Annotated in this window: 27 protein-coding genes; 20 read left to right on the top strand and 7 right to left on the bottom strand. The window is 36.2% G+C overall.

Features of this window, described 5'->3' with window-relative positions; translation table 11 throughout:
• The first annotated feature begins 5 nt into the window (after positions 1-5).
• The 8 genes from ABYT26_RS02455 to ABYT26_RS02420 all read left to right on the top strand — a co-directional run bounded on the left by ABYT26_RS02455 (position 6) and on the right by ABYT26_RS02420 (position 7,602).
• Positions 6-1,373: a [Fe-Fe] hydrogenase large subunit C-terminal domain-containing protein gene (locus ABYT26_RS02455; protein ID WP_372751300.1), complete on the top strand. Its 1,368-nt coding sequence runs from the start codon at positions 6-8 to the stop codon at positions 1,371-1,373.
• A gap of 1 nt (position 1,374) precedes the next feature.
• The gene (locus ABYT26_RS02450) at positions 1,375-1,716 is read left to right on the top strand and encodes a DRTGG domain-containing protein (protein WP_372751299.1); all 342 of its coding nucleotides are present in this window, start codon (positions 1,375-1,377) and stop codon (positions 1,714-1,716) included.
• 4 nt (positions 1,717-1,720) lie between these two features.
• A complete protein-coding gene (locus ABYT26_RS02445; protein WP_372751298.1) occupies positions 1,721-2,476 on the top strand; it encodes a PHP domain-containing protein in 756 nt (251 codons plus the stop codon).
• Positions 2,477-2,478: 2 nt separating this feature from the next.
• Complete coding sequence (locus tag ABYT26_RS02440) at positions 2,479-3,018, top strand: ATP-binding protein (protein WP_372751297.1); 540 nt, start codon at positions 2,479-2,481, stop codon at positions 3,016-3,018.
• Positions 3,019-3,052: 34 nt separating this feature from the next.
• Positions 3,053-3,448, top strand: coding sequence for a ferredoxin (locus ABYT26_RS02435; RefSeq protein WP_372751296.1), 396 nt, complete (start codon positions 3,053-3,055; stop codon positions 3,446-3,448).
• 19 nt (positions 3,449-3,467) lie between these two features.
• A complete protein-coding gene (locus tag ABYT26_RS02430; protein ID WP_372751295.1) occupies positions 3,468-5,261 on the top strand; it encodes an NADH-ubiquinone oxidoreductase-F iron-sulfur binding region domain-containing protein in 1,794 nt (597 codons plus the stop codon).
• A 13-nt stretch (positions 5,262-5,274) separates the two neighbouring features.
• On the top strand, positions 5,275-7,047 hold the full coding sequence (locus tag ABYT26_RS02425; RefSeq protein ID WP_372751294.1) for an NADH-dependent [FeFe] hydrogenase, group A6: 1,773 nt from the start codon (positions 5,275-5,277) through the stop codon (positions 7,045-7,047).
• Positions 7,048-7,122: 75 nt separating this feature from the next.
• On the top strand, positions 7,123-7,602 hold the full coding sequence (locus tag ABYT26_RS02420) for an NAD(P)H-dependent oxidoreductase subunit E (RefSeq protein ID WP_372751293.1): 480 nt from the start codon (positions 7,123-7,125) through the stop codon (positions 7,600-7,602).
• A gap of 49 nt (positions 7,603-7,651) precedes the next feature.
• Here ABYT26_RS02420 and ABYT26_RS02415 read toward each other — a convergent pair whose 3' ends face one another.
• From ABYT26_RS02415 to ABYT26_RS02405, 3 genes are all read right to left on the bottom strand, one after another.
• Positions 7,652-8,371, bottom strand: coding sequence for a LytR/AlgR family response regulator transcription factor (locus tag ABYT26_RS02415; RefSeq protein WP_372751292.1), 720 nt, complete (start codon positions 8,369-8,371; stop codon positions 7,652-7,654).
• Between the two features lie 80 nt (positions 8,372-8,451).
• Positions 8,452-8,832, bottom strand: coding sequence for a DUF4907 domain-containing protein (locus ABYT26_RS02410; RefSeq protein ID WP_372751291.1), 381 nt, complete (start codon positions 8,830-8,832; stop codon positions 8,452-8,454).
• Between the two features lie 59 nt (positions 8,833-8,891).
• Positions 8,892-9,938: a Kelch repeat-containing protein gene (locus ABYT26_RS02405; RefSeq protein WP_372751290.1), complete on the bottom strand. Its 1,047-nt coding sequence runs from the start codon at positions 9,936-9,938 to the stop codon at positions 8,892-8,894.
• A 349-nt stretch (positions 9,939-10,287) separates the two neighbouring features.
• Between ABYT26_RS02405 and ABYT26_RS02400 the strand changes: the two genes are divergently transcribed.
• The 3 genes from ABYT26_RS02400 to hydG all read left to right on the top strand — a co-directional run bounded on the left by ABYT26_RS02400 (position 10,288) and on the right by hydG (position 14,569).
• Complete coding sequence (locus ABYT26_RS02400) at positions 10,288-11,658, top strand: DUF4270 family protein (RefSeq protein WP_372751289.1); 1,371 nt, start codon at positions 10,288-10,290, stop codon at positions 11,656-11,658.
• Positions 11,636-12,928 (top strand): hypothetical protein, encoded by a 1,293-nt coding sequence (locus ABYT26_RS02395; protein WP_372751288.1) that lies wholly within the window; start codon positions 11,636-11,638, stop codon positions 12,926-12,928. Before ABYT26_RS02400 ends, ABYT26_RS02395 begins: the two co-directional genes overlap by 23 nt.
• Before the next feature lie 207 nt (positions 12,929-13,135).
• Positions 13,136-14,569 carry a [FeFe] hydrogenase H-cluster radical SAM maturase HydG gene (gene hydG / locus ABYT26_RS02390; RefSeq protein ID WP_372751287.1) on the top strand — a complete coding sequence of 478 codons (1,434 nt, stop codon included), beginning with the start codon at positions 13,136-13,138 and terminating at the stop codon, positions 14,567-14,569.
• A gap of 68 nt (positions 14,570-14,637) precedes the next feature.
• Here hydG and hydE read toward each other — a convergent pair whose 3' ends face one another.
• Positions 14,638-15,723: a [FeFe] hydrogenase H-cluster radical SAM maturase HydE gene (gene hydE, locus ABYT26_RS02385; RefSeq protein ID WP_372751286.1), complete on the bottom strand. Its 1,086-nt coding sequence runs from the start codon at positions 15,721-15,723 to the stop codon at positions 14,638-14,640.
• Positions 15,724-15,983: 260 nt separating this feature from the next.
• Between hydE and ABYT26_RS02380 the strand changes: the two genes are divergently transcribed.
• The 9 genes from ABYT26_RS02380 to ABYT26_RS02340 all read left to right on the top strand — a co-directional run bounded on the left by ABYT26_RS02380 (position 15,984) and on the right by ABYT26_RS02340 (position 24,174).
• The gene (locus tag ABYT26_RS02380; RefSeq protein WP_372751285.1) at positions 15,984-18,041 is read left to right on the top strand and encodes an acetate--CoA ligase family protein; all 2,058 of its coding nucleotides are present in this window, start codon (positions 15,984-15,986) and stop codon (positions 18,039-18,041) included.
• 36 nt (positions 18,042-18,077) lie between these two features.
• Complete coding sequence (locus ABYT26_RS02375) at positions 18,078-18,227, top strand: hypothetical protein (protein WP_372751284.1); 150 nt, start codon at positions 18,078-18,080, stop codon at positions 18,225-18,227.
• Positions 18,228-18,278: 51 nt separating this feature from the next.
• Positions 18,279-18,971, top strand: coding sequence for an Mpv17/PMP22 family protein (locus ABYT26_RS02370; RefSeq protein WP_372751283.1), 693 nt, complete (start codon positions 18,279-18,281; stop codon positions 18,969-18,971).
• A gap of 62 nt (positions 18,972-19,033) precedes the next feature.
• Positions 19,034-19,555: a flavodoxin gene (locus ABYT26_RS02365; protein WP_372751282.1), complete on the top strand. Its 522-nt coding sequence runs from the start codon at positions 19,034-19,036 to the stop codon at positions 19,553-19,555.
• A 195-nt stretch (positions 19,556-19,750) separates the two neighbouring features.
• The gene (locus ABYT26_RS02360) at positions 19,751-21,070 is read left to right on the top strand and encodes an aminotransferase class I/II-fold pyridoxal phosphate-dependent enzyme (RefSeq protein ID WP_372751281.1); all 1,320 of its coding nucleotides are present in this window, start codon (positions 19,751-19,753) and stop codon (positions 21,068-21,070) included.
• A gap of 381 nt (positions 21,071-21,451) precedes the next feature.
• The gene (locus tag ABYT26_RS02355; RefSeq protein ID WP_372751280.1) at positions 21,452-21,679 is read left to right on the top strand and encodes a ferredoxin family protein; all 228 of its coding nucleotides are present in this window, start codon (positions 21,452-21,454) and stop codon (positions 21,677-21,679) included.
• 49 nt (positions 21,680-21,728) lie between these two features.
• Entirely contained in the window at positions 21,729-22,814 is a 1,086-nt protein-coding gene (locus ABYT26_RS02350; protein ID WP_372751279.1) for a 3-methyl-2-oxobutanoate dehydrogenase subunit VorB, read from the top strand.
• A gap of 3 nt (positions 22,815-22,817) precedes the next feature.
• On the top strand, positions 22,818-23,591 hold the full coding sequence (locus ABYT26_RS02345; protein ID WP_372751278.1) for a thiamine pyrophosphate-dependent enzyme: 774 nt from the start codon (positions 22,818-22,820) through the stop codon (positions 23,589-23,591).
• Positions 23,592-23,622: 31 nt separating this feature from the next.
• The gene (locus tag ABYT26_RS02340; RefSeq protein ID WP_372751277.1) at positions 23,623-24,174 is read left to right on the top strand and encodes a 2-oxoacid:acceptor oxidoreductase family protein; all 552 of its coding nucleotides are present in this window, start codon (positions 23,623-23,625) and stop codon (positions 24,172-24,174) included.
• A gap of 331 nt (positions 24,175-24,505) precedes the next feature.
• Here the strand turns inward: ABYT26_RS02340 and nadD are convergent, their stop codons facing one another.
• From nadD to ABYT26_RS02325, 3 genes are all read right to left on the bottom strand, one after another.
• The gene (gene nadD / locus ABYT26_RS02335; protein WP_372751276.1) at positions 24,506-25,081 is read right to left on the bottom strand and encodes a nicotinate (nicotinamide) nucleotide adenylyltransferase; all 576 of its coding nucleotides are present in this window, start codon (positions 25,079-25,081) and stop codon (positions 24,506-24,508) included.
• A gap of 18 nt (positions 25,082-25,099) precedes the next feature.
• Positions 25,100-25,666 carry a guanylate kinase gene (gene gmk / locus ABYT26_RS02330; RefSeq protein WP_372751275.1) on the bottom strand — a complete coding sequence of 189 codons (567 nt, stop codon included), beginning with the start codon at positions 25,664-25,666 and terminating at the stop codon, positions 25,100-25,102.
• Positions 25,667-25,744: 78 nt separating this feature from the next.
• Positions 25,745-26,623, bottom strand: coding sequence for a YicC/YloC family endoribonuclease (locus tag ABYT26_RS02325; protein ID WP_372751274.1), 879 nt, complete (start codon positions 26,621-26,623; stop codon positions 25,745-25,747).
• Positions 26,624-26,692: the final 69 nt, after the last annotated feature.

Genomic DNA, 26,692 nt, shown 5'->3' with positions numbered 1-26,692 from the left:
AGAGAATGGAGAAGGCTCATTTTTATCACGCTCTAAAAGTTGTTAAAGAGGTTTGTATTGGTTGTACACATTGTATGAATGTTTGCCCAACTGCTGCAATACGTGTAAAACAGGGTCTTGCCGATATTAACAAAAATGCTTGTGTTGATTGTGGTGAATGTTTAAAAGTTTGTCCTGTTAATGCTATTATTGTTGAGCAAGATGATTTTTCTCAAATTTTTAATTTTAAGCAGCGAGTTGCTCTTTTGCCAACGGTATTATTAGGACAGTTTCCTGATGATATTTCTGAAGATCAAATCTATTCGGTTATTCTTGATTTGGGATTTACACATGTCTATGAGGTGGATGAAACCGTAGATGTTCTTACCGAAGCCACGAAATTGTACATGAATAAGAATCATCAGGATCGACCTTTTATTTCTAGTTTTTGTCCTGCAATCGTTCGCTTAATTCAGGTGAAATTCCCTGCTTTGGTCGAACATATTATTCGTTTAAAACCAGTCATTGACATATCAGCCTTGTTTTACCGCAAAAAGCTTAAAGATGAAGGTTTTCCTGATGATGAAATAGGGATATTTTATGTTACGCCTTGTGCCGCAAAAATTGCAGCTGTGAAAAGTCCTGTTGGTGAAGATAAATCATTAATAGATGGGGTCATTAATATGGATTTTATCTACAATAAAGTCTTGTTGAGTATAAAGCAGAACCGAGTAATAGGAACAAAGTATGTATTAAATAGGCACATGTCTCGCAGAAGTATTGGATGGACTTTGACCAATGGTGAAGCTTCTCTGTATTCAGGTAGATGTTTGGCTATCGATGAAATTCACAATGTGATTGAAGTTTTGGAGAAGCTCGAAAATGAGGAAATAAGTGATGTTGATTTTCTGGAACTTCGTGCCTGCGATCATTCGTGTGCAGGAGGCGTTCTTTCTACCGAAAATAGGTTCTTAGCAATTGAACGACTTCGGAAAAGAGGTGATTGGTACCATCAACACAAACCTGCTGTATTGGCCGAAAGGGAGATCGATTCTTACCGATCCTACCTCTTGAATAATATATCGGTTCAAAAAATTGAGCCTCGCTCTATTGTGCGCTTGGATACCGATATGATGGAAGCGATGAAGAAGATGGAGAAAATTAATCGTATTCTAAAGGTTTTGCCGGGTATTGATTGTGGAGCTTGCGGAGCACCTCGTTGTCAGGCTTTGGCCGAAGATGTGGTGCAGGGAAAAGCGAAAATGACACAGTGTGTTTTCCTGCAAAAAATGCTTACGAAGGAAGGCTTAATTACACCTCAAGAATCGTTTGATATATCAGAAAATACCTGGGGAGTAAAAAGATTTGAAAAGAAAAAACGAAACGTTCAGTAACATGAAAGTACAAGATATAGTGAACAAGTTGCAACTTAAAGTTTGTAGTGGCGAAAAAGGTTTACAACGGATAGTTGAAGGAGGATATACCTCCGATTTATTGAGTGATGTGATGGGAAATGCTGATGAAAATCAGCTTTGGGTTACCCTACAAACTCACAAAAATATCATGGCCATTGCATCTTTAAAAGAATTAGCAGCAATCGTTTTGGTAAAAGGATACGAACCCGAAGCCAATACGGCAGAGCAAAGTAACGAAGAAGGAATACCAATTTTATCTTCCGAATTAGAGGCTTTCGAGCTAACGGGCAAATTATTTGAACTGTTAAAAAAAGGAGATTAGGATTATGCATGTTTTTAGGGCCGATTTACATACTCATACAGTTTTATCTCCTTGTGGTGATCTAGAGATGAGTCCGGTAAATATTGTCCGAAAAGCTAAGGAATGTGGACTCGATATTCTGGGCATAACTGATCATAATTCTACATTGCATGCTCCGTTAATCAAGGAATTGGCTGCTAAAGAGGGAATAATGGTTGTAATGGGAGCTGAGGTTACTAGTAAAGAAGAAGTGCATTGTCTGTGTTTTTTCGAAAGAGAGAAAGAACTTCAGTTGTTTCAATTTTATCTTGACAAGCAGTTACCTACTATTCCTAATAATGTGAAATTTTTTGGTGAGCAGTTGGTGGTGAACGAAAGAGAGGAAATACTATATGAAATAGAACCCTTGTTGATTACAGGTTTGAACCAGTCTATGGAAGAAATAGAGCAGAAAGTGCATGAGCTAAATGGATTGTTTATTCCTGCTCATATTAATAAAATGACCAATAGTGTGATTAGTCAGCTTGGTTTTTTGCCTCCTGACTTAAAAGTGGATGCTTTGGAGATATCTATGCATACTACAAAAGAAGAATTTGTAAAAAAAAATAATTATTTGAAAGAATACAGCTTTATACAGAGTTCGGATGCTCACTATATTGATAGTATTGGTAATGTATGTACTTATTTTTTGTTGAAAGAAGCTAGTTTTTCTGAAATTAGGAAAGCATTAAAGGGAGAAGAGGGAAGAAGTATTGAGTTGAATAAAACTAAAAAAGAATAAGATTGAAAGATTTAGCCATGCATATATTGGATATCATCCAAAATTCGGTGAGAGCGAAAGCATCTTGCGTAGAATTGGCAATTGTAGAGAGGCAAAAAGAAGATCTTTTTTCGATTGAAATAAAAGATAATGGCTCGGGAATGACAGAGGAAGTGTTGGCAAAGGTATGTGATCCGTTCTTCACAACTCGAAGCACTCGTAAAGTAGGATTAGGCTTATCGCTTTTAAAGCAAAATGCAGAACAAACAGGTGGAAGCCTGAAAATTGAATCGGAAGAAGGAAAAGGAACAAGCTTAAAAGCAGTTTTCACTTATTCCCATTTAGATCGTCCAGATTTGGGTGATATTGCTGGAACTATGGTTTTGTTGGTGGGTGCAAATCCAGAAATGGATTTCTTATATACTCACATCAGTGATAAAGGAAAATATGTATTCGATACCAAGGAGATAAAAGAAATTCTGGAAGGTGTTTCGGTTTCAGATGTTGAAATCATGAAATATCTGAAGGAAATGATTGAGGAGAACTTAAACACAATCATATAGATTTATAAATAATAACCTTTAAATATTCGAGATTATGGCAAAAGTGAAATCCCTTGCAGATCTGAAAAGGATAAAAGAAGAGCTTCAGTCAAAAATGGAGCTTCGGGAGAAAAGTAACGATCCTGATAGTCATGTGCAGATAAAAGTTGCAATGGCTACTTGTGGCATTGCTGCAGGAGCAAAAGAGGTGATGGAATTTCTGATGGAGGAAACGGCAAAAAGAGGAATTCAAGCTGTAATTACCCAAACGGGTTGCATGGGCTATTGCTATGCAGAACCTACCATAGAGGTTCAAATGCCAGGAAAAGATCCTATCGTTTTTGGCGATGTAGATACTAAGAAAGCCGATTTGATTATTGAAAAATACATTAAAAATGGTGAATTGGTTGATGGAGTAATTCCTGTTAATTATAAAACTTTAGACAACTAATAGTAACGAAATTGCAGTTATGGAAAAGTATAAAATGCATATTCTTATTTGTGGAGGTACAGGATGTCGTGCTTCGGCAAGTGAGGCTATTCAAAATAATTTACAAGATGCTCTTAAAGCTAAAGGCTTAGATCAGGAGGTGCAGGTTGTAATGACTGGTTGCTTTGGCTTTTGTGAGAAAGGTCCTATTGTAAAAATTCTTCCTGACAATACTTTTTATGTGGAAGTTAAACCTGAAGATGCAGAGGAATTAGTAGAGGAACACATTGTTAAAGGACGTAAGGTAATGCGCTTGCTTTATGTTGATCCAGAGAAAAAAGAGGTGATAAGCGACTCTAAACACATGGATTTTTATAAGAAACAAATTCGAATTGCTCTCCGAAATTGTGGTTTCATTAATCCTGAAAATATTGATGAATATATTGCTCGGGACGGTTATACTGCTTTGGGGAAGTGTTTGACAGATATGACACCGCAGACGGTAATCGATGAGGTCAAAGAATCAGGATTGCGCGGACGAGGAGGAGGAGGATTTCCAACAGGTTTGAAATGGGAATTTGCCGCTAAAAATAGTGCAGATCAAAAATATGTTGTTTGTAATGCAGATGAAGGTGATCCTGGGGCTTTTATGGATCGGTCTATTTTAGAGGGCGATCCTCACTCGGTTTTGGAAGCAATGGCTATTTGTGCTTATACCATGGGTGCCGATAAGGGATTAATATATATTCGTGCTGAATATCCTTTGGCTATTACTCGATTAAAAGTGGCTATTAAGCAAGCTCGCGAATATGGTTTGTTAGGGAATGATATTTTGGGTTCAGGTTTTAATTTTGATGTAGAATTGAGATATGGTGCTGGGGCTTTTGTTTGTGGAGAAGAAACAGCTTTGATACATTCTATGGAAGGCCTTCGTGGAGAACCTACTGTTAAGCCTCCTTTCCCAGCTGAATCAGGATACAACGGAAAACCAACTAATGTTAATAATGTTGAAACATTTGCAAATATTCCAGTTATCATTAACAAAGGAGCAAATTGGTTCAATAAAATTGGCAGCGAAAAATCAAAAGGAACCAAAGTGTTTGCTTTGGCCGGAAAAATTAATAATGTTGGGCTAATTGAGGTTCCTATGGGAACAACTCTTCGTGAAGTTATTTATGAAATTGGAGGCGGAATTAAAGATGGTAAAAAATTCAAAGCAGTTCAAACAGGAGGTCCATCAGGTGGGTGTTTAACCGAAAAACACTTGGATACACCGATCGATTTTGACAATTTAATTGCTGCAGGTTCTATGATGGGATCGGGAGGAATGATTGTGATGGATGAGGATGATTGTATGGTTTCAATGGCTAAATTCTATCTGGAATTTACAGTGGAAGAATCATGTGGTAAATGCACTCCTTGTCGTGTTGGTAATAAACGTCTTCACGAAATTTTAGATAAAATAACTCTGGGTAATGGAACCAAAGAAGATCTTGATTTGCTGCGTAATTTAAGTAATGTAATTAAAGATACCTCTCTTTGTGGATTGGGGCAAACATCTCCAAATCCTGTACTTTCTACCATAGAAAATTTTTACGATGAGTACTTGGCTCATGTTGAAGATCATAAATGTCCGTCAGGACAATGTAAAGCCTTGATGCAATATGTAATTGATCCAGAACTTTGTGTTGGTTGTACCCTTTGTGCTCGCAACTGTCCGGTGGATTGTATTTCAGGTGAGCGTAAGGAAGCACATGTTATTGATGCTAGCAAATGTATCAAATGTGGAGCGTGCATGGAGAAATGTAAGTTTAATGCGATAAGCATACAGTAAGGAGGATTTTAATATGGAAAAAATGATCAAATTAACCATTGATAATAAAAAAGTAGAGGTTCCCAAGGGAACTACTATTTTGGACGCTGCCAAGAAAATCGGGGTTGATATCCCAACTCTTTGTTACATGAATCTTGGCGATATGGGTATTGAACACAAGCCTGGAGGATGTAGAATTTGCGTTGTTCAAGTAGAAGGACGTCGGAATCTAGCGCCATCATGTAATTCAAAATGTGAACCGGGAATGGTGGTTCATACTCACAACATGAGAGTGCTTAATGCGCGAAAAACAGTGATGGAATTGATTCTTTCTGATCATCCATTTGATTGTTTGGTATGTGCAAAATCAGGAAACTGCGATTTGCAGTCTATGGCACAGCAATTAGGGGTTCGAGAATTGCACTACAAAGGCGAACAGTCGACTTATAAGGTGGATTATTCTCCATCTATTATTCGCGATATGGATAAGTGTATCATGTGTCGTAGATGTGAAACCATGTGTAATGAGGTCCAAACTGTTGGTGCTCTTTCTGCTGTAAACAGAGGTTTTATGTCTGTTGTGGCACCTGCTTTCGAAATGGATTTGGAAAAATCTACCTGCACTTACTGCGGACAGTGTGTTGCCGTTTGTCCAACAGGGGCTTTAACCGAAAAAGATCATACCAACCAATTGATACGCGATTTAGCAGATCCTAAAAAAACCGTTGTAGTGCAGACAGCTCCTGCAGTTCGTGCGGCTTTAGGTGAGGAGTTTGGCATGGAAGCGGGGACTTTAGTTACCGGTAAAATGGTTTCAGCTTTGCGTCAATTGGGTTTTGATAACGTTTTTGATACTGATTTTGCTGCCGACTTGACCATTATGGAAGAGGGAACAGAATTGCTCGAGCGTCTGAAAAAACACCTTGATGGTGATAAAGATGTGAAACTTCCAATTTTAACTTCGTGCTGTCCTGGTTGGGTGAATTTTTTCGAGCATCAGTTTCCTGATATGAAAGAAATTCCTTCTACTGCTCGTTCTCCTCAACAAATGTTCGGACCCATTGCTAAAACTTATTTAGCAAAACAAATGGGAATCAAACGCGAAGATATGATCGTTGTTTCTATTATGCCTTGTTTGGCGAAAAAATACGAATGCCAGCGTGATGAATTCAAAGTAAATGGAGATCCTGATGTAAATTATTCAATAACAACTCGCGAGCTTGCGAATTTAATTAAGCAGGCTAATATGGATTTCAATTCTCTTCCCGATGAAGATTTTGACAATCCGCTTGGGGAATCTACTGGTGCAGGTGTAATTTTTGGAACTACAGGAGGTGTTATCGAAGCGGCAGCTCGTACTGCATACGAAATTTATACTGGAAAAACACTCGAGAAAGTGGATTTTGAAGTTTTGCGTGGTATGGATGGTATTCGGAGTGCAACGGTAGATTTTGATGGGCTTCCAATTAACATTGGAATTGCTCACGGCTTGGGAAATGCTCGTAAACTTCTAGAAGATATTCGTGAGGGAAAATCCCACTATCATGCTATTGAAATTATGGCTTGTCCAGGAGGCTGTATTGGTGGTGGTGGTCAGCCATTGCATCATGGCGATTCTACTATTTTAAAGAAACGATCAGCTGCATTGTATCGTGAAGATGCAGGAAAAGCAATTCGTCAATCACACAAAAATCCTTATATCATTAAGTTGTATGAAGAGTTTCTAGGAAAACCTTGTAGTGAATTAGCTCATCAGTTATTACATACTCATTATTTTGATAAGAGTAATGACATTGAGGTGGAGTAACTAGAACTGAGATAATCGATTTGAGGTGATGTTGAAAAACGTAATCTTAAATCTCACATCTAAAATCTAACTAAAATGGCAAAAATTAAATTAGCAAAATCCAAAGTGGAAAAGCTTGTGGAGATTTGCAAATCATTCGATAATAAAGGAAGTGAATTGATCAATGTGCTCCACAAAGCACAAGAGACCTTTGGCTATCTTCCGGCCGAAGTTCAGGAAATTATAGCAGGAGAATTGAATGTTTCGGTAGCACATGTTTATGGTGTAGTTACCTTTTATTCTTTTTTCTCAATGGTGCCCAAAGGAGAATATCCAATTTCAATTTGTATGGGGACGGCTTGCTACGTGCGTGGGGCCGAGAAAGTGTTGGAGGAATTTAAACGACAACTAGATGTTCCTGTTGGAGAAACTACAGAAGATGGAAAGTTCTCGATTAGTTGTTTGCGTTGTGTTGGCGCTTGCGGATTGGCTCCGGTGGTAACCATAGGTGAACGTGTTTATGGTCGTGTTTCTGCGGGCGATGTAGCTGATATTATTAAGGAATATCAAAAATAGAATTATTTTAAATTTTTAAACCTCCGACTTTAGTTGGAGGTTTTCTTGTTTAGTCCCATAAAAGTTCTTGCTCTTTAAGATTTTTGAAAAAAGCAGTCCGAAATGTTTCTCCAATAGGAATTCGTTCTTCGCCAATAATGACTTTATTTTTGTCGATGCAGTCGATGTGTTCTAAGGATACAATATATGATTTGTGAATTCTGATGAAACGATCTGCAGGGAGATAGATTCCTAAGTTTTTCATGGTTTGCAGGGTGATAATTCTCTTCTTTCGTGTCTGAATCCAAATGTAATCTTTCATGCCTTTAAAGAATAGTACGTCGTTGAATTTTACTTTTTCAATGACTGAATTATTCTTTACAAAGAAAAAATCTTTCTGTACAATTTTTGTTTTCTCAGGGATTAGATATCCTTGTTTTTGAATGTATATATTATTTAGGACTCGAATGAATTTTTCCAGAGAAATTGGTTTCATGATATAGTCAAATGCACTTATACAATGATCTTTGTAGGCATATGCAGCGCAATTCATACTAATAATTACCTCTGGCTTTTGTTGGCCAAATTTGTTCCAATCAATTTGTTGGAGCTTTGCAAATTCCAGATCCATGAAAATAAGATCTACTTCGTTTTTGTGAAGGTAGGTTCGAGCTTGATTTAGATTGGAAAAACAAGCGTTTATGTTGAGGTAGGGAACGCTATCTCCATATTGTTTTAAAGATTCAATGTGGAGTAAATCACGGTCAATAATAATGCTTTCAATGATCATGGCCACTAAGATAGTAGCTTTTAATCAGTATAAAATAAATGTTAACACTCTTTAACCCGATTGTTAAGGAGTGTTAATCTTTATTTTTGTGGAATAGGCATTTGTAAAGAGTCTATTATACCTAATTCTATCAATTCAGATTTTGAAATAGAAGGTCTTTTGTTATTTTGAATTCTTCTCAACATAATTTCCCCAACTTGTCTTGCCGATTCTTCAGTCAGAAACACATTCTTTTTGTCGATCGCTGGAATCCTATCCTGTTTGATTGTTGGTTTTCCATTCATAGAAATAATGAATCCCCAACCATTGTCAACTTGCATTGTTTCCATGGTCCATTCCAATTTAATGGATTGTTCCGTTTTTCGGGCTTGCTCCATTTTTTTAGATTGGAATATGAGAATCGCAATAATTGCCATAATAACCACAGATAATCCAATAAATACTAATTTATTTTTATTCATAATGATAGCAAAAAAAAGGGTTGTAATAGCTACAACCCTTAATAGTATAATTTCTATTTCTAGTTATCGTCGTCGTCTTCTTCTACATTTGGTTGAAATTCCCAAAGGTCATCCAATCTTGTTCCTGAAGAGTTACCAGTGGTCATATAACCTCTGTTGTTGATAGAAAATCCAACTGCATATTGGCGGCTTGCAACTTCATCTTCTAAAGAAGTTACTTCATCCCAATCACCTTCACCACTATTTCCAGATGGATCGAATTCCCAAACATCTCTTTGTAGAGATCCATTTGTTCCAGAAGCAACATATGCTTTATCGTCAATTACGAAAGCAACAGCATAGTAACGAAGAATATCTCCATCCTCATCAACATCATCATCATCAAGGTCTAACATTCTAGTCCAAGAATCTGTATCAGGATCAAAAGAGTAAAGGTCATTTACAGTAACACCATTACTTTTACCCAAGCAAACATAACCAATATCATCAATAACAAAAGCAGAACCGCCTCGTAATTTTTCACCACTGAAACCAATACTAGACCATTCTCCAGTTGAAGTGTCATACTTCCAAAAGTCTTTCAATTCATTTTTGTCATCACCATCAAGAAATCCGTATCCAGTTCCAACATAACCGTTATCACCAATACCAAAAGCAACGGCTTCTTGTCTTGCTCCTCCAGGAAGATCGGCAATTTGAGTCCATGAGTTATCTGTAGGATCATATTCGTAGAAATCGTCAAATCTAGTTACATCACCATCAAATCCTGTTCCTACATATCCTTTACCTCCTGCAGCAAAAGCCACAGCAGATTGGCGAACTAATCCAGGAAATGAAGTTACAGAACCATCGTCACCAGTGCTTATTGAAGCCGACCAGCTATCTAATTCACCATCGTATTTTCTGAAATCAGCCAAACGGTCATCTCCGTCGTAACCCGTACCTACATATGCCTCGTCGTCAATGACAAAACATACAGCATTGCTTCTTGTACGACCATCGTAACTAGAACGCTTAACCCAGTTACCATCATTATCGTCACCGCTACTACAGCTAGTCGAAATTGAGAGTGTTGCAATAATTCCTAATAATAATCTTTGTCTCATTTGTTATGATTTTTCAAAGTTAAATTTGTTTCCGGGCCAAATAACCGTTATGTTATCTTTAATTTAATCCATAATTGTATAGGTATAAAACAGGAGTCTATAATCTTGTATATAATACCCGGGTATTTTATCTGATCGACAAATATAAATAAAAAACTAAATGATATCTTTTCTATTTCTAAAAAAACCGTAATTAATTTAGAAAAATTAACAATTCCTCACGGAACTTAGGGGTTGTCGATATTTTAATTACATTTGTCCGATAATTTTAATTGATTTATCTATAAAAGTTCATTCCTTCCTTGAATTTGATTTTCTTTGTTGAACTTTATATTAGAATACTGAAAATATGCAAAAAATAAGTTTGTTTTTTTTACTGGTATCCGTTTTTTTCATTAGCTGTTCTGATGATTATGAAGAGCATGAAATTGGTGAAGATTTAGTTGATAATTCTACTGACGTTCGCTTAATCGATACGTTTACAATTTACGCCTCTACAGTAATTCTTGATTCAATAGCTACCTCTGATGCGGATGTGATGACTGTTGGTAGATACGTTGATCCTTATTTGGGAACAGTTACTTCCAATGGTTTTACTAAGATAGGTTTAGGTGGTTCTTTTGATTTGGAAGCGAATGATGATCCGGTTTATGATTCCATTGTGTTTGTTACTTATTATGATGAAGATTATTATGGGGATACAACGGTTAGCCAGACCTTAAATTTATATCGGGTTACCGAAGAAATGGAGTTGGAAGAAGATGAAAGTGGAAATGAATATCTGTATAATGTAAGTAGTTTCGAAATTGATACTGTGCCCCTAGGAAGCAAGACTTTTACGGCAAGACCTATGCGTACAAGTGATAGTGGTGATGAATATAATTTTAGAATGAATTTGTCAGATGAATTCGGTCAGGAACTAATTGATATGGCTATTGATCATGACGAAACACTACAAGCTAGTGCAGAATGGGAAAATTACCTTGAGGGAGTTTCATTGCGGCCAGCAGTTGATGATGATGCAACAATATTAAATTTTCAGACATCGAATGATACCTTAATGTATATTCGTTTGTACTATCATGAAACTAGTACAACTACCGATAGTGATGAGGTTCTCTATCACGATTTTCCAATAGGATCATCTTCTTATGTATTCTCGAACTATCAATCGGATCGAACGGGTACCCCTTTGGAGAAACTTGTGGAGCAAAAATATGATCTGTCTTCTGAAGATGCAGGACAACGTACCTTTATACAAGGTGGAATTGGATTAATGACCAAATTGATAATTCCTTATATTGAAAATCTATCTACTTTAGGTTTAGCAGGATCACTATTGAAAGCAAAGCTGATTTTTTACCCAGCTATAGGATCTTACGATGACGATTTGTATCCTTTACCTGACTCATTCAATCTGTATACTTGTGATGATTATAATGATATTGAATCAGCGTTGTATTCTAGTTCTGGAGCTGCATTAACTTCTGTGTTTTACGAGGATGAGGAATATGGTGAGGAATCTTATTTCACGTTTGATGTAACTTCACATTTTAACGATGTACTTACTGACGGGGATGATGATACGAATACTTTATTGATTTCTTTAGAATCATCTTCATTGAGTAATTCTACAGATAGAATGGTATTAACAAATGACAAAGCAACTGATTTTGAATTTAAAATTGAAGCAACTTATGTGGTTCAGGACGAAGAATAACTTCTCATCATTTATAATAAAGAGAATTACAATTCTCAGTATTTTTTTATTGGTAATGGGAGAGTTTGCTGTAACTGCCCAAAATAACACGTCTTCTCCTTACTCTTATTTTGGGTTAGGTGAATTAGCCGAAAGTTCTAGTGCCGTTAGTAGCGCCCTAGGTGGAGGTGGATTGTCCTATAAAAGTGGAGGATATTTAGCCATCGATAATCCAGCTTCCTTAGCAGGTATCGATAGTTTAAAATTTATTTTTAATGTAGGGATGGTTTCTAAAAATTCCAAATTGAATCAAAAAGGTGAATCGGATAGCTTTTCTGATAATAACCTAACTCAGTTGGCTTTTGGTTTTCGCGTTTCTCCTCTTATTTCTACTGCTATTTCCTTGGTTCCTTATACAAATGTCGGCTACGAAATTACTACCATCGAAACGGTTACCGGAGGAACTGATTATTATCAGCGTACGGTGACTGGTAATGGAGGTTTGAATCAGCTGGTTTGGACCAATGGTTTTAAGGTTTCTGAGAATTTTCATTTAGGGTTAAATACTATTTTTATTTTTGGAAATAATACACATGCAGAGTATTTAGTACTGGAAGAATCGTCTTATTCATATGTGAGTGAAGAAGAAATGATTTCTCAAGGGGTTTTTGTAAATATGGGTGCTCAATATCATGGAAGTTTAAATCGTGAGTGGGATTTTTCTCTGGGAGCTAAATTTCAACCTAAAATAGGTGTTAGTGCTAAGGAACGTATTGTTGTAACCAATTATGCTTCAAGTACTGGAGATACTATCTATGAAAATAGTTTAAATAGAGGTTCATTTGATGTTCCAATGACTTATGCTTTGGGCGTTGGTTTAACCAAAAATAAGCAACTTTGGGTGGGTGCCGATTACCTTCATGAAAAATGGAGTGATACGGAGATATTTAATGAACAAAACGAACTTGAAGATAGAGATAAGTTTAGTGTTGGCGTGAGTTATTCACAAAATTCTGGCTACGAGACAAAATTTGTTAAAAAACTTACCTATCGATTTGGAGCTTTTTATGATACTGGTTATATAAAGGTGAATGGTGAGAATATCTCAACTCGTGCTGTGACATGCGGATTGGGAATTCCTTTATCTCGAGATAAGGGTGTCATTAATGTTGCTTTTGAATTCGGACAGATGGGAACTACAGTTAATGACAATGTGCGTGAGGATTATGGGAAGATCACTCTTGAATTTAGCTTGTTCGAACGTTGGTTTATGAAGCAAAAGTATAATTAGAAGTGGTCTTTAATTAAGATATTTAAGTCCGTAGCAGTTGTGCTACGGATTTTTTTTGTCTTCTTTTTGATAAATTTTAAGAGATGAATATTCGCCTTATTGGCGAAACAAAATAATATTGTATAATTTTAGGCTGGAAACAAATAAGTTCAGTCCAAATTTTGCGATCTGAAAAAAGGGAATTTCCAGTTAAATACAGTACGAAATATGAGAATGATATACAAACCTCAGGAGTATCGAATAAAGGATGAGAGAATGAAACCTTTTATCGATGAATCTGAAATCTGGGAAATTTTAGATAAAGCTAAAGCTACAAAAGATAATGTTCGAAAAATCATTCAAAAATCTCTAGATAAAAATCGCCTGAGTCTTCAGGAAACAGCCGTTTTATTGAAAACAGAGGATCCTGAATTGATTGAAGAGATTAAGCAGGGTGCTAGAGAGTTGAAAGAAAAAGTGTATGGTGATAGAATTGTGATTTTTGCGCCTCTTTATATTGGGAATAAGTGTGTGAATAATTGTACATACTGTGGTTTTCGAGCTTCCAATACAAAGCAAAAAAGAACGACTCTTAATCACGATCAGATAAAAGGTGAGGTGACGGCATTAGAGGATAATGGACAAAAACGATTAATTTTAGTTTATGGTGAACATCCTCTTTATGATGCTGATTTTATTGCCGATTCCGTGCGTACAGTTTATGATGTAAAGTCTGGTAATGGTGAAATTCGTCGGGTAAATATTAATGCAGCACCTTTAGATATTGAAGGTTATAAAAAAGTGAAAGCAGCAGGAATAGGAACCTACCAAATTTTTCAGGAAACCTATCATCGAGAAGCTTATGCTAAATATCACTTGAGTGGTAAAAAGAAGGATTTTAATTGGCGATTAACCGGTTTAGACAGAGCGCAGGAAGCTTTAATTGATGATGTGGGTATAGGAGCTCTATTTGGCTTATACGATTGGAAATATGAGGTTCTTGGTTTGCTTCGTCATGTGAATCATTTCGAGGCATGTTATAATGTCGGTCCGCACACCATTTCTTTTCCAAGAATTAAAGCGGCATCCGATTCTAATATCGATCCCGAATTTGAGGTGAGTGATGCTGATTTTATTCGATTGGTTGCGATTTTACGACTTGCAGTTCCTTATACAGGAATGATTTTAACCGCACGAGAAAGTAAAGAAATTCGCGAAGAGGTTATAAAATTGGGTGTTTCACAGATTGATGCGGGAACGAATATTCAATTGGGCGGTTATTCCGAAGACAATGCCAAAGCGCAAAAGTTGGAGCAGGAACAATTTGAAATCGGTGATCCTCGTAGTTTAGCTGAAGTGATTGATGAATTGCTCGATAAAAAATATTTGCCATCTTTTTGCACGGCCTGCTACCGAAAAGGAAGAACAGGAGAACATTTTATGGAATTCTCGGTTCCTGGTTTTATCAAACGATTTTGTACGCAAAATGCAATTTTAACTTTAGCTGAATATCTGGAAGATTACGGCTCTGTTGGGATGAAGCGTAAAGGTTATGAGTTAATTGAAGAAAAGATCGGAGAATTAAAAGATATTCAGAAAATTGACGATTTGCTTATTCGACTCGAAAAAGTGAAAAATGGAGAAAGGGATTTGTATTATTAAATTCAGTTCAAGTTACAAAATACTAAAAGTGCCTGGTTTGGGCACTTTTTTTGATTGTATTCGTTTGATTATTTTACTCGCTTTTTAAAATGTTGAGAGTCACCCCATTCTCCGTATGCAATTTTTCCATCGGCCATGTTTATTCTGGCTTCCATACAGTTGGTGCAATCCTCGGCACCTTCGTCAATACAAGGTTTGTTCTGATACAGTAAATAGTTTGCCCTTTCCAATGTTGGTGTAATGTTGGGCATAATAATGTTAGCACCAATGCGAAGTGCTTTTTCTCTTCCCAGCGGATCGATTGCTTGAAGTGCCGTGGCTGCGGCAATGTTAATGTCTTTCATTACAATTCGGAGCACAGCTATCATTTTTAGGCTCAATCGAAATCGATCACTCAAGCTCATTAGCTGATCTTTGTATTGGTACAAAGGAGTTTGATCGTGTTCAATAAAAGGTCCCATGCCTACCATATCAATATCGAAACCTTTCATGAATAAAATATCATTGGCGAGATCTTCATAGGTTTGAAAAGGAAGACCAATCATCACACCGGTGCCGGTTTGATAGCCGATTTGTTTTAAATATTGCAAGCACTTAAGTCTTGTTGAGTGCGAATGATTTTGGTTTTTAGGGTGAATTTTTTCGTACAATTCAGCATTGCTCGATTCTATTCTAAGTAAATATCGATGAGCTCCTGCATCAAACCATTTTTGGTAGGTTTCCCGCTTTTGTTCTCCTAGCGAAATGGTTATGCCCAATTCGTTATTGCTAAGTTTCTTAATTTCGTGTAGTAAGTTTTCTATTCGATCAACAAAGACTGGGTCAGTACGTTCTCCCGATTGCAAAACTAAAGATCCGTATTTGTGTTGGTAAGCAAAATTTGCAGCTTTAAGAATTTGTTCATCGGCAATATCGTAACGATTCACTTTGCCATTTGAGGCACGAATACCACAATACAAACAATCTTTTTTACAGATATTCGAGAATTCTATCAATCCACGAAAGTGTACATTTTGCCCAATGTGTTTTAGTTTGACGTCGCTTGATTTTGCGAATAAAGCTTTTTCATCTTCTTTTGCAGATTGAAGCAACCGAATGATATCTTCTTTTGATAACTGATCTTTTTCTAATATTTGCTGAAATGTTTCTGTCATATGGACTCAACTACTATTTGTTCAAAACCAAAATTACTGATAATAATTTAGCTTTCTGTATCGTCTCTGCTAAAGTCGATTTTTGAATGGTACAATCTGAATTACTTTTTTTTGTAAATTTTAGATCTAATGAGATTTTAAAATTGTTAAAATGTTATGCAAAAGTTTATTATTACTTACAGATTGTTTGAGAGATAGCCTTGTTGGGTATAGATTATTATTACATTTGTTTAAAATAGCAAAACACTAAATAGCGAAAAATGATAACAGAACAGTTACTAAAACCTAAAAGTATTGTTGTTGTTGGAGGTTCTGATGATGTTCAAAAGCCTGGAGGTAAAGTCTTAAGAAACCTTATTGATGGAAACTTTTCGGGAAAACTATATGTTGCCAACCCAAAAATGGATCAGGTACAATCAGTGCGTTCTTATAAAGATCTAAACGATTTACCTCAGGTAGATTTGGCCATAATTGCCATTGCTGCTAAATTTTGTCCTTCTACAGTGAAAATTCTCGCTGAGAATAAAAACACACGTGCTTTTATTATTCTTTCTGCTGGATTTAGTGAGGAGAATCAAGAGGGGGCAAAATTGGAGCAGGATATTGTTGAGATTGTAAACTCAGTAGGAGGATCATTAATTGGTCCGAATTGCATTGGAATGGTCAATCCGAATTATAATGGAATATTTACCAGTCCAATACCGGTATTAAATCCCTATGGTTGTGATTTTGTTACCGGTTCGGGAGCAACAGCAGTTTTTATTTTAGAGTCCGGAGTTCCGAAAGGATTGTCTTTTGCGAGTGTTTATTCTGTTGGGAATTCTGCTCAATTGGGAGTGGAAGAGATTCTAAAATATTTGGACGAAAGTTTTGATCCACAAACTAGCAGTAAGGTTAAATTGCTCTACATCGAGAACATCGATAAGCCTGAAATACTACTAAAACATGCTTCTTCTCTAATCCGTAAAGGTTGTAAAATTGCTGCAATAAAATCTGGAGGTTCCGAAGCAGGAAGTCGTGCGGCATCTTCTCATACAGGAGCTTTGGCTAGTTCCGATGTGGCTGTTGATGCTTTATTTCGGAAAGCTGGAATTGTCCGTTGCAAGGGACGCGATGAATTGGTAACAGTCGCTTCCATTTTTATGCATCCTGAATTAAAAGGGAAAAATATTGCTATTATTACTCATGCAGGCGGACCTGCAGTTATGTTAACAGATTCTCTTTCTAATAATGGTTTATGTGTTCCTTCGATTGAAGGTCCCAAGGCCGACGAATTGGTAACGAAGTTATACGCAGGTTCATCGGTGAGCAATCCGATTGATTTTTTGGCAACGGGAAATGCAGAACAGCTTGGGGATATTATCGATGCTTGTGAAAATGATTTTGATCAGGTTGATGCCATGGCGGTGATCTTTGGTAGTCCAGGCCTGTTTCCTGTTTACGATGTGTACGATCTTTTGGATGAGAAAATGAAGCAATGTAAAAAGCCAATTTATCCTATTCTGCCTTCGGTTATCAATGTGAAAGATGAAATTCAGCACTTTCTAAATAAAGGGAGAATCAATTTTCCCGACGAGGTGATTTTTGGTGATGCTTTAGCGAAAGTTTATCATACAGCTAAGCCACAACCCGAAAAAATTCAAATGCCAACTCTTAATGAAATTGAGATACGTAAGATTATTGAGGAGGCGGAAAATGGATATCTGAATCCACAACAAATTCATAATTTATTAGATGCTGCTGGTATTGAAAGAGCCAGAGAAGGTGTTGCTGATAGCGAAGAGGAAATTGTTACTTTGGCTAAAAAGATTGGTTTTCCTTTGGTGATGAAAGTAGTTGGACCTATTCATAAATCTGATGTTGGTGGTGTTCGCTTAAATGTTAGTGATGAAGATACTCTTCGCTCTGAATTTCAAAGAATGATGCAAATTAAAGATACTTATGCCATTATGTTGGCACAAATGCTAAGTGGAACCGAAGTTTTTATCGGTGCTAAGCGTGAAGATAAATTTGGACATCTTGTTTTATGTGGTTTGGGAGGGATATTTGTTGAAGTTTTAAAAGATGTGAAGGCGGCATTGGCTCCAGTTTCGAATCAGGAAGCTTTAGATATGATTCGTGGTTTGAAATCCTACGGTATTATTAAAGGAGTAAGAGGTCAGGAACCTGTGAACGAGTCTAAATTTGCCGAAGCAATTACTCGAGTTGCTGCCTTAATGAAGGTTGCACCTGAAATTTTTGAGATGGATTTGAATCCTTTGCTGGGAAATAAAAATGCGATTGTAGCAGTTGATGCTCGAATTCGAATTGAAAAATAATTGCGAAATTAGTATGCATGGAGAAATATTTAGGTGATGAGAAAGTTAAAAGATCTTAGTTTAAACGAAAAGCTGATGATTGGTTTTGTAGTTATCCTTTTGTTGGGAATTGCTGTAAAATGGAAAGAAGTAAAAACTGGTTTTTTCAAAGGGTTCGAAAATTATACGGAACAATCAGATAAGTAAATTGTTGTAGCATGGAAATTTGCACGCTATGGATTCTTAAAATTGGCCATCATGAAAAAACAAGACGTGATTTTTGCATTAGGTTTTATTCTGCTATTTCTGCCTTTTTTTGTATCTCGAAGTATTTTCGATTTCTATATTGATTTTAACAAAGCTCACGGAATGATCACCAGTTTTGTGAAATTTGCAATACTAGCAACAATCGGCGAAATCATTGGACTTCGGCTTCGAACCGGGAAGTACTATCAGAAAGGTTTTGGTGTATTGCCCAGGGCTATTGTTTGGGGATTTTTAGGCTTATCTATAAAATTGGCCTTTGTGATTTTTGCAGCAGGATCGCCAGTAATTCTATCTTATCTTGGTGTGAGTGGAGCAGAGGATGCCATAATGGGTTCTTTTTCTGGAAAAAAACTTTTGGTTGCTTTTTCAATTAGTTTGTTCCTGAATTTGTTTTATGCGCCAGTTTTAATGACTTTTCATAAGATTACCGATGTACATATTATCGAGAATGGAGGTACTTTGTCGGGTTTTTTTAAGCCCATTCAAATATTAAAAATCCTTATCAACTTAAATTGGGATGTTCACTGGAATTTTGTGATTAAAAAGACAATTCCTTTGTTTTGGATTCCTGCCCAAACCATAACCTTTTTGTTACCTGTTGATTTTCAGGTTCTTTTTGCTGCTTTTTTGGGCGTTGTTTTGGGTGTATTACTTGCTTTTGCAAGTTTGAAAAGTTCCAAATAATTTTAACTTTGTAGAAGCTAAAAAAATACAAACAAAATTGATTACACTAAATACGATTTCCTATGAATAAAATTGGATTGTTTTATGGACCTGTAGGTGGAAATGTTGAAAGAGTTGCTAAACTTATTGCTGAAAAAATAGATTCCGATCGAATTGTTGTTCGTAAACTTAAAGATTGTGAAGCAAAAGATCTGGAAGATTATTCAAATATCATATTTGGAATTTCTACTCTTGGAAAACATAATTGGTCTTCCGATAATGCAGGAAACGATTGGGATATTTTCTTTCCAAAATTAAATGGTTTAGATCTAAAAGGAAAAAAAGTGGCCATTTTTGGTTTGGGTGATCACATTGCTTATGCAGACTATTTTGTTGATTCTATGGGCGATTTGGCCGATAGTATTCAGCAAACAGGTGCTACTATTCTTGGTGAAGTAAGTGGTGAAGGTTATGAATTCAATGAGTCGAGAGCCTTTCGGGATGGTAAATTTGTGGGTTTGCCTTTAGATGAAGATTTTGAGGATGATTTAACCGAGGAAAGAGTTGATAATTGGTTGAAACAGATTCTTCCAGAATTTGATTAGTCAAATGAATTATTTAGCAGGCTGACGTTTTTTCGATCAGCCTTTTTTTTGTTTTTTAGCTAGCATATTAGTAATGCGATTAAATGGCGTATATTGTAATTATAATGGCTAAAAAGGTTTTAAATAGTAATTGAAATCTGGAAAATTGATATAATTTACTGTTCTGACCTATTCATTTAAATGTGAAATCTTAAAATGATGAAAACCCCTATTAATTCTCAGATTGTCGATCAGAAGCTTGCTTTGTGCGGAATCGATAAAATGGAGGATGCCAGCATTCGAGATGTGGTTCGTGTTGTTAATATGATTGAAGAAGAAACTGGTGAAAAATTCATTCGTATGGAAATGGGTGTCCCCGGATTAAAGCCTTCCAAACTTGGTGTTGAAGCTGAGAAGCAAGCCTTGGAAAATGGTGTTGCTTCTGCTTATCCTATGTTGGAAGGCGTAAAGTTATTGAAGCAAGAGGCCTCTAAATTTGTAAAAAACTTTATGAATGTTGATATCCAACCCGAAGGTATTGTACCAACGGTGGGGTCTATGCAAGGAGGATATGCCGCCTTTATGGCTATAGGCAATTGCGAGGCAAATAAAGATACCATCTTATTTATCGATCCTGGATTTCCAGTGCAAAAAACGCAACTAGAGGTCATGAATCAGAAATACGAATCTTTTGATGTGTTCAATTATCGTGGAAATAAGTTGAAAGACAAATTGGAGTCATTTTTGGAAAAAGGAACTATCGCAGGAATCATCTACTCTAATCCAAATAATCCAGCGTGGATTTGTTTTAATGAGGAAGAGTTGAAGATTATTGGTGGGCTTGCTACTAAATATGATGTTATTGTAATGGAAGATTTGGCCTATTTTGCTATGGATTTTCGCTCCGATTTAAGCCAACCCGGAGTTGGTCCCTATCAGCCTACTGTTGCAAACTATACTGATAATTATGTGCTAATGATTTCAAGTTCGAAAGCATTTAGTTACGCCGGACAGCGCATAGGTCTTCTTTGTGTTTCTGATGCCTTGTTTCATAAAAAATATAAAGGCTTGCAATCGCGATTTGGAGCCCACGAGTTTGGATACGCAATAATTTATCGGATTATTTATGCGCTTTCTTCCGGTACTTCTCATTCTGCACAGTATGCTCTGGCGGCAATGTTGAAGGCTGCCAACGAGGGGCAATTTAATTTTGTAGAAGAGGTGAGGGAGTATGGAGAGAGGGCGAAAATTATGAAAAAATTATTTTTTGAAAATGGATTCGAATTGGTTTATGAGAAGGACGAATCTTTGCCTTTGGCCGATGGATTCTATTTCACGATTAGCTATTCAGGAATGAGTGGACCAGAATTAAATAAAAAGCTATTGTATTATGGTATTTCGGCTATTTGTTTGAATGAAACTGGCAGTTTAAAAGAAGGCTTGAGGGCTTGTGTTTCTCAAGTTTCGAGGGAGCAATTCAAAGTGTTGGAGTTTCGCCTAAAAGAATTTCACAATCAGTATAAAATACAGAACTAATACAATAGTTTCGATTATGATTGTAATCCTATTGATAGTGGTTTGATAGATAGTTTTTTGTGCAAAATTCAAACGAATACCTAGCATATTGCGTTCATAAAGTTTCATGAATTTAAATTCACGAAACTTTTTTTTTACTATATATTAACATTTGGATTAATAAATTATGAAGTTGTTTGATATTGACTGAATGAAGTTGCAATTTGTAAGCAATACCAGTTAAAAACAAATAAATCAAAACTTAAAAATTGAACAATTTATTTAGACTGATTGTAAATTTTTTGAATTGATAATAAATCGAAAGTAAAAAGCCTTAAATTGCTTTTGAATTGTTACCTTTATGCTGAAAAATCAAATGTAATTCTTAATTATATATACGCTATGGCAAAATTTAAAGGTGCTATTGTTGTTGATACTGAAAAATGTAAAGGTTGTGGTTTATGTGTAGTAGCTTGTCCTACAAATGTCATCGAACTTGCTCGTGATGTGAATGGAAAAGGTTATCATTATGCATATATGGCCAACCCTGATGCATGTATTGGCTGTTCTAGTTGTGGACTCGTTTGTCCTGATACTGTAATTACTGTTTATCGAACAAAAGCAAGCTAGAACAAAGCTACAATATTCAAAATCTGAAAAATTTATAAAAATATTCGTAATGGGAGACGTTCGTTTAATGAAAGGAAATGAGGTTATCGCCGAAGCAGCTATTCGTTGTGGATGCGATGGGTATTTTGGATACCCAATTACTCCTCAGTCCGAGGTAATGGAAACCCTAATGATCCGCAAGCCTTGGGAAGATACAGGGATGGTGGTTTTACAAGCAGAGAGTGAAATAGCCGCAATTAATATGGTATATGGAGGTGCTTCTTGTGGTAAAAAAGTAATGACATCTTCATCCAGCCCAGGGGTTAGTTTAAAGCAAGAAGGGATTACCTATTTAGCAGGTGCTGAATTACCTGCTTTGGTAGTAAATGTTGTACGAGGAGGACCAGGATTAGGTACGATTCAACCTGCTCAGTCGGATTATTTTCAGGCTGTTAAAGGTGGTGGACATGGTGATTATAAGTTGATTGTGTTGGCTCCAGCTTCGGTTCAGGAAATGAACGATTTTGTTGATTTAGCTTTTGAGCTTTCTTTTAAATATTTAAATCCTGCAATGATTCTTTCTGATGGTGTTATTGGCCAGATGATGGAAAAAGTGGAATTGTCCGATTTTAAAGCTCGTTGGACCGATGAGGAAATTGAACAAATTTCTGGATCGTGGGCTACAACAGGAAAAACAGCAGATCGTGATCGCAATATCACAACTTCTTTGGATTTAGATTCTGCAAAACAAGAAATATTTAACCATAAATTGCAGGCTAAATATCGTGCAATGGAAGAGAATGATGTGAGATTCGAAAAAATTTCTTGCGATGATGCAGATTATCTTTTTGTTGCTTATGGTTCAAGTGCTCGTATTTGTCAGAAAGCAGTAGAGCAGGCTCGCGAAAAAGGAATTAAGGTTGGCTTACTTCGTCCGATCACTTTGTTTCCATATCCTGTGAAAGCAATCCAGGAAATGTTGAGTACTGTAAAAGGGATTTTATCTGTTGAAATGAGTGCTGGCCAAATGGTAGAAGATGTTCGTCTTGCCGTAAATGGCAAAGTACCTGTAGAGCATTTTGGTCGTTATGGAGGAATTATTCCAACACCAGAAGAAGTAGTTGAGGCATTAGAACAAAAAATTATAGGAAGATAAGTTATGACAGCAACAACTGATATCAACAAAATAATTAGTAAAGAGAACCAGGTTTATGGAAAAACCGATCTTTTGCTTAATAATGAAATGCATTACTGTCCTGGATGTACTCATGGAGTAATTCATAAGGTAATTGCTGAGGTGATTGATGAAATGGGGATTCAGGATAAGACAATTGGTGTTTCGCCAGTTGGATGTTCTGTCTTAGCATACAATTATATTGATATTGATTGGCAACAAGCAGCTCACGGTCGTGCTCCCGCATTGGCGACAGCCGCTTCCCGATTAATGCCCGATAAATACGTTTTTACTTACCAAGGTGATGGCGACCTGGCATCTATTGGTTGTGCCGAAATTCTACATGCATGTAACCGTGGGGAAAATATTGTTGTGTTTTTTGTGAATAATGCTATTTATGGAATGACAGGAGGTCAAATGGCTCCCACAACACTAGAGGGACAGGTAACAGCAACAACTCCATATGGACGTGATTGTTCTACAACTGGATATCCAATGAAAATTACCGAAATGATTGCAATGTTGCCAGGCTCACGTTTTGTAACTCGAGAATCTGCCGAAACTCCTGCAGCGGTTCGTAAATTGAAAAAAGCCGTTCGTAAAGGCTTCGAAAATACCAGAGATCATCAAGGCATTTCCTTCATAGAAATTGTTGGAACATGCAGTTCTGGATGGAAGATGACTCCTGTTAAAGCGAACAAATGGATGAAAGAAAATATGTTTGAATACTATCCTCTGGGAACATTAAAGGATAGATAACATCCATTTTAATCAATTAAACTGTAAAAAAATGACTGAAGAAATTATAATTGCAGGATTTGGTGGTCAAGGTGTCCTTTCAATGGGTAAAATTCTTTGCTATTCGGCTATCATGCAAAATCAGGAAGTATCTTGGATGCCATCTTATGGTCCAGAAATGCGTGGTGGAACAGCCAATGTAACTGTTATTTTAAGCGACGAACGCATTAGTTCTCCTGTGTTGAAAAGCTTTGATACAGCGATCATTCTGAATCAGCAATCAATGGATAAATTCTTGCCTGAGATTAAGGTTGGAGGAACTTTATTGTACGATCCTAACGGAATTACACATCATCCTGATAGAAAAGATATTAATATCTATAAAATTCAAGGGGCGGCTCTTGCTGCTGAGATGGGAAATACTCAGACCTTTAACATGATTGTAATGGGAGCTTTTCTTAAAGTAAAACCTATTGTATTGCTTGAGAATGTTAAAAAAGGCTTGGAAAAATCTTTGCCAGAGCGTCATCATAAATTGATTCCGTTGAATATTGAAGCGATTCAAAAAGGAAGTAGTTCTGTTGAAACGGTTCATGAGTTGTAGGTATTAGTAAACCAAATTGATAAACTTTTGAGAAAGGAGAATTTCTAAGGAAATTCTCCTTTCTTGATTTTTAGCTAGTTAAGAAGCATTTACTATTATTACTTGATTCTTTCTTTTTTCAGAACTAAAAAAGAAATGAATTATCGTCTTAATTTGTTTTGAAAATATGAGATAATAGTTACCTTTGCACTCCAATTCAGGAGTGTGGTGGTTAGACATGATGATTGAATTGGAATTTCCTTATGAATCTATAGTTTTAGGGTTAAAACTTCGTATTGGAAATCATTTTGGGTTAGAAAAAGGCTGGTGGGGACCAGCCTTTTTTGTTTTCTTACTTTTCGTAGAAGTGCATTTCTTTAAGGTAAGTGTATGCTGTTTCAGGCATGAAGTAAGGAATGTCTTTTTGCTCTTTAATTGCTTTTCGAATAAAGCTTGATGAAATCTCCATTAAAGGAGCATCTACAATTTTAATATTTCCTTTTATTGCTATTTTTTCTGGATCGAAATTAGGGCGAGGGTACACAAATAAATCATGGTTTTGTAAAATTAAATCATGATTTTTCCATTTGGTAAAGTTTGTGAGATTATCTGAGCCAATAATTAAGGAGAAGTTCATTTGTGGATTTTTCTCTTGCAGATAGGTAAGTGTATCAATGGTGAAAGAGGGTTGAGGCATGCCAAACTCAACATTAGAAGCTCGGAATTTTGGGTAATTCTCTATGGCTTTATTTACCAAAGCTAGGCGATGATAATCTGCCAAAAGACTTTTTTTGTTTTTGAAAGGATTATGTGGGCTTACTACAAACCAAATTTGTTCCAAATCGGTGTACTCAACCATATAGTTGGCAATAGCGAGGTGTCCGATGTGTATGGGGTTAAAGGAACCAAAAAATAATCCTATTTTCATCTTATAGTCTCTCAAATTCTATTGGTTAAGAAAATTGTGTAAGGTATTTTCTGCTTCTGTAAATGCATCTTCAATCTTATCGTTCACAATTACAGTGTCAAATTGATCTGAATAAGCCAATTCAAATTTAAACTTTTCAATTCGTTTGGCAATTACTTCATCCGAATCGGTATTTCTGTTCCGTAATCTTTTTTCCAATTCTTCAATGGAAGGTGGCTGAATAAAGATTGCTAATGCGTCTTCCTTGTAGAATTTCTTGATGTTTACGCCACCAACAACATCAACATCAAAAATTACATTGTTGCCTTTGTTTCTTATTCTTTCAACTTCACTCTTAAGTGTGCCGTAAAAACAACCTTTGTATACTTCTTCCCATTCTAAGAATTCATTATTATCTATTTTGGCTTTGAATTCCTCGGCAGATAAAAACAGGTAATCTTTCCCATTAATTTCATTTCCTCTTTTGGCTCGGCTGGTCGCAGAAATAGAGAATTCCAAGTTGAAATTCTGCTGTAATAAATGTTTAACTATGGTTGTTTTACCGGATCCACTGGGAGCCGAAAAAATGAATAATTTGCCTGGCATTTGATGTGTATTATTGCTATTGGTATGAAAAAAGCGCAGGGTGATTGCCCTACGCTAAAATATGATTAATTGTATGAATTACAATACGTTTAAAAGTTGCTCTTTGATTTTTTCAAGCTCGTCTTTCATTTGAATGACAATTTTTTGAATGTTGGAATGATTCGCTTTTGAACCTAAGGTGTTAATTTCACGGCCAATTTCCTGAGCGATAAATCCTAGTTTTTTTCCTTCTGAATTTCCTGAAGTAGATGTTTCGATGAAGTACTTGCAGTGATTGGCAAGACGAACTTTTTCTTCGGTTACATCCAATTTTTCGAGGTAATAAATGATTTCTTGTTCGAATCTATTTTTATCTACATTCTGCTTTTCAACAAAATCGCGTAAATTATCATTTATTCTGGTGCGAACAGTTTCAATACGTTCATTCTCATATTGAGGAACTTCAGTCAAAAGGGTTTCAATATTGCCTATTCTGGCAAAAATATCTTCCTGAAGAGCTTCTCCTTCCTGACGACGGAAATTGATAATTTCATCTAATGCCGTTTTGAACCCTTCAAAAATAAGATTCCATTCTTCTTCGTTTAGTTCCTGATATTCTACTTTTAGAGCATCTGGTAACTTCAGAATTGTTTGTAAAATAGGCTCATTATCTATTGATACTCCAAGATTCTGAGATAGTTCTTGTAATTGTTTGTAGTAGGCTTCAACAATTGGTTTATTGATTTTGGTTTCTTTATCCGTTCCTACACTTTCAATAAAGATAGAAAGTTCAACTTTCCCGCGTTCCAATTTACTTTTAATCTCATTCCTAATCACCATATCTTTTTCTTTGTAAAGATTTGGGATGCGGGTATTGATATCTAGTTGCTTACTGTTTAGGGATTTGATTTCAATGGAAATTTTTTTATTTTCCAATTCAAGAGTGGCTTTACCAAAGCCTGTCATCGATATTAACATATTCGGGTTATTTATTTCAGCAAAGGTAAGAGTTTGTAGTGGATTTACAAATGCATTTTCTCTATATGC

This window comes from Labilibaculum sp., assembly GCF_041595635.1.
Lineage (GTDB): Bacteria > Bacteroidota > Bacteroidia > Bacteroidales > Marinifilaceae > Labilibaculum.
The sequence above is the reverse complement of the archived record's forward strand: the minus strand, read 5'-3'. Positions and strand labels throughout refer to the sequence as shown.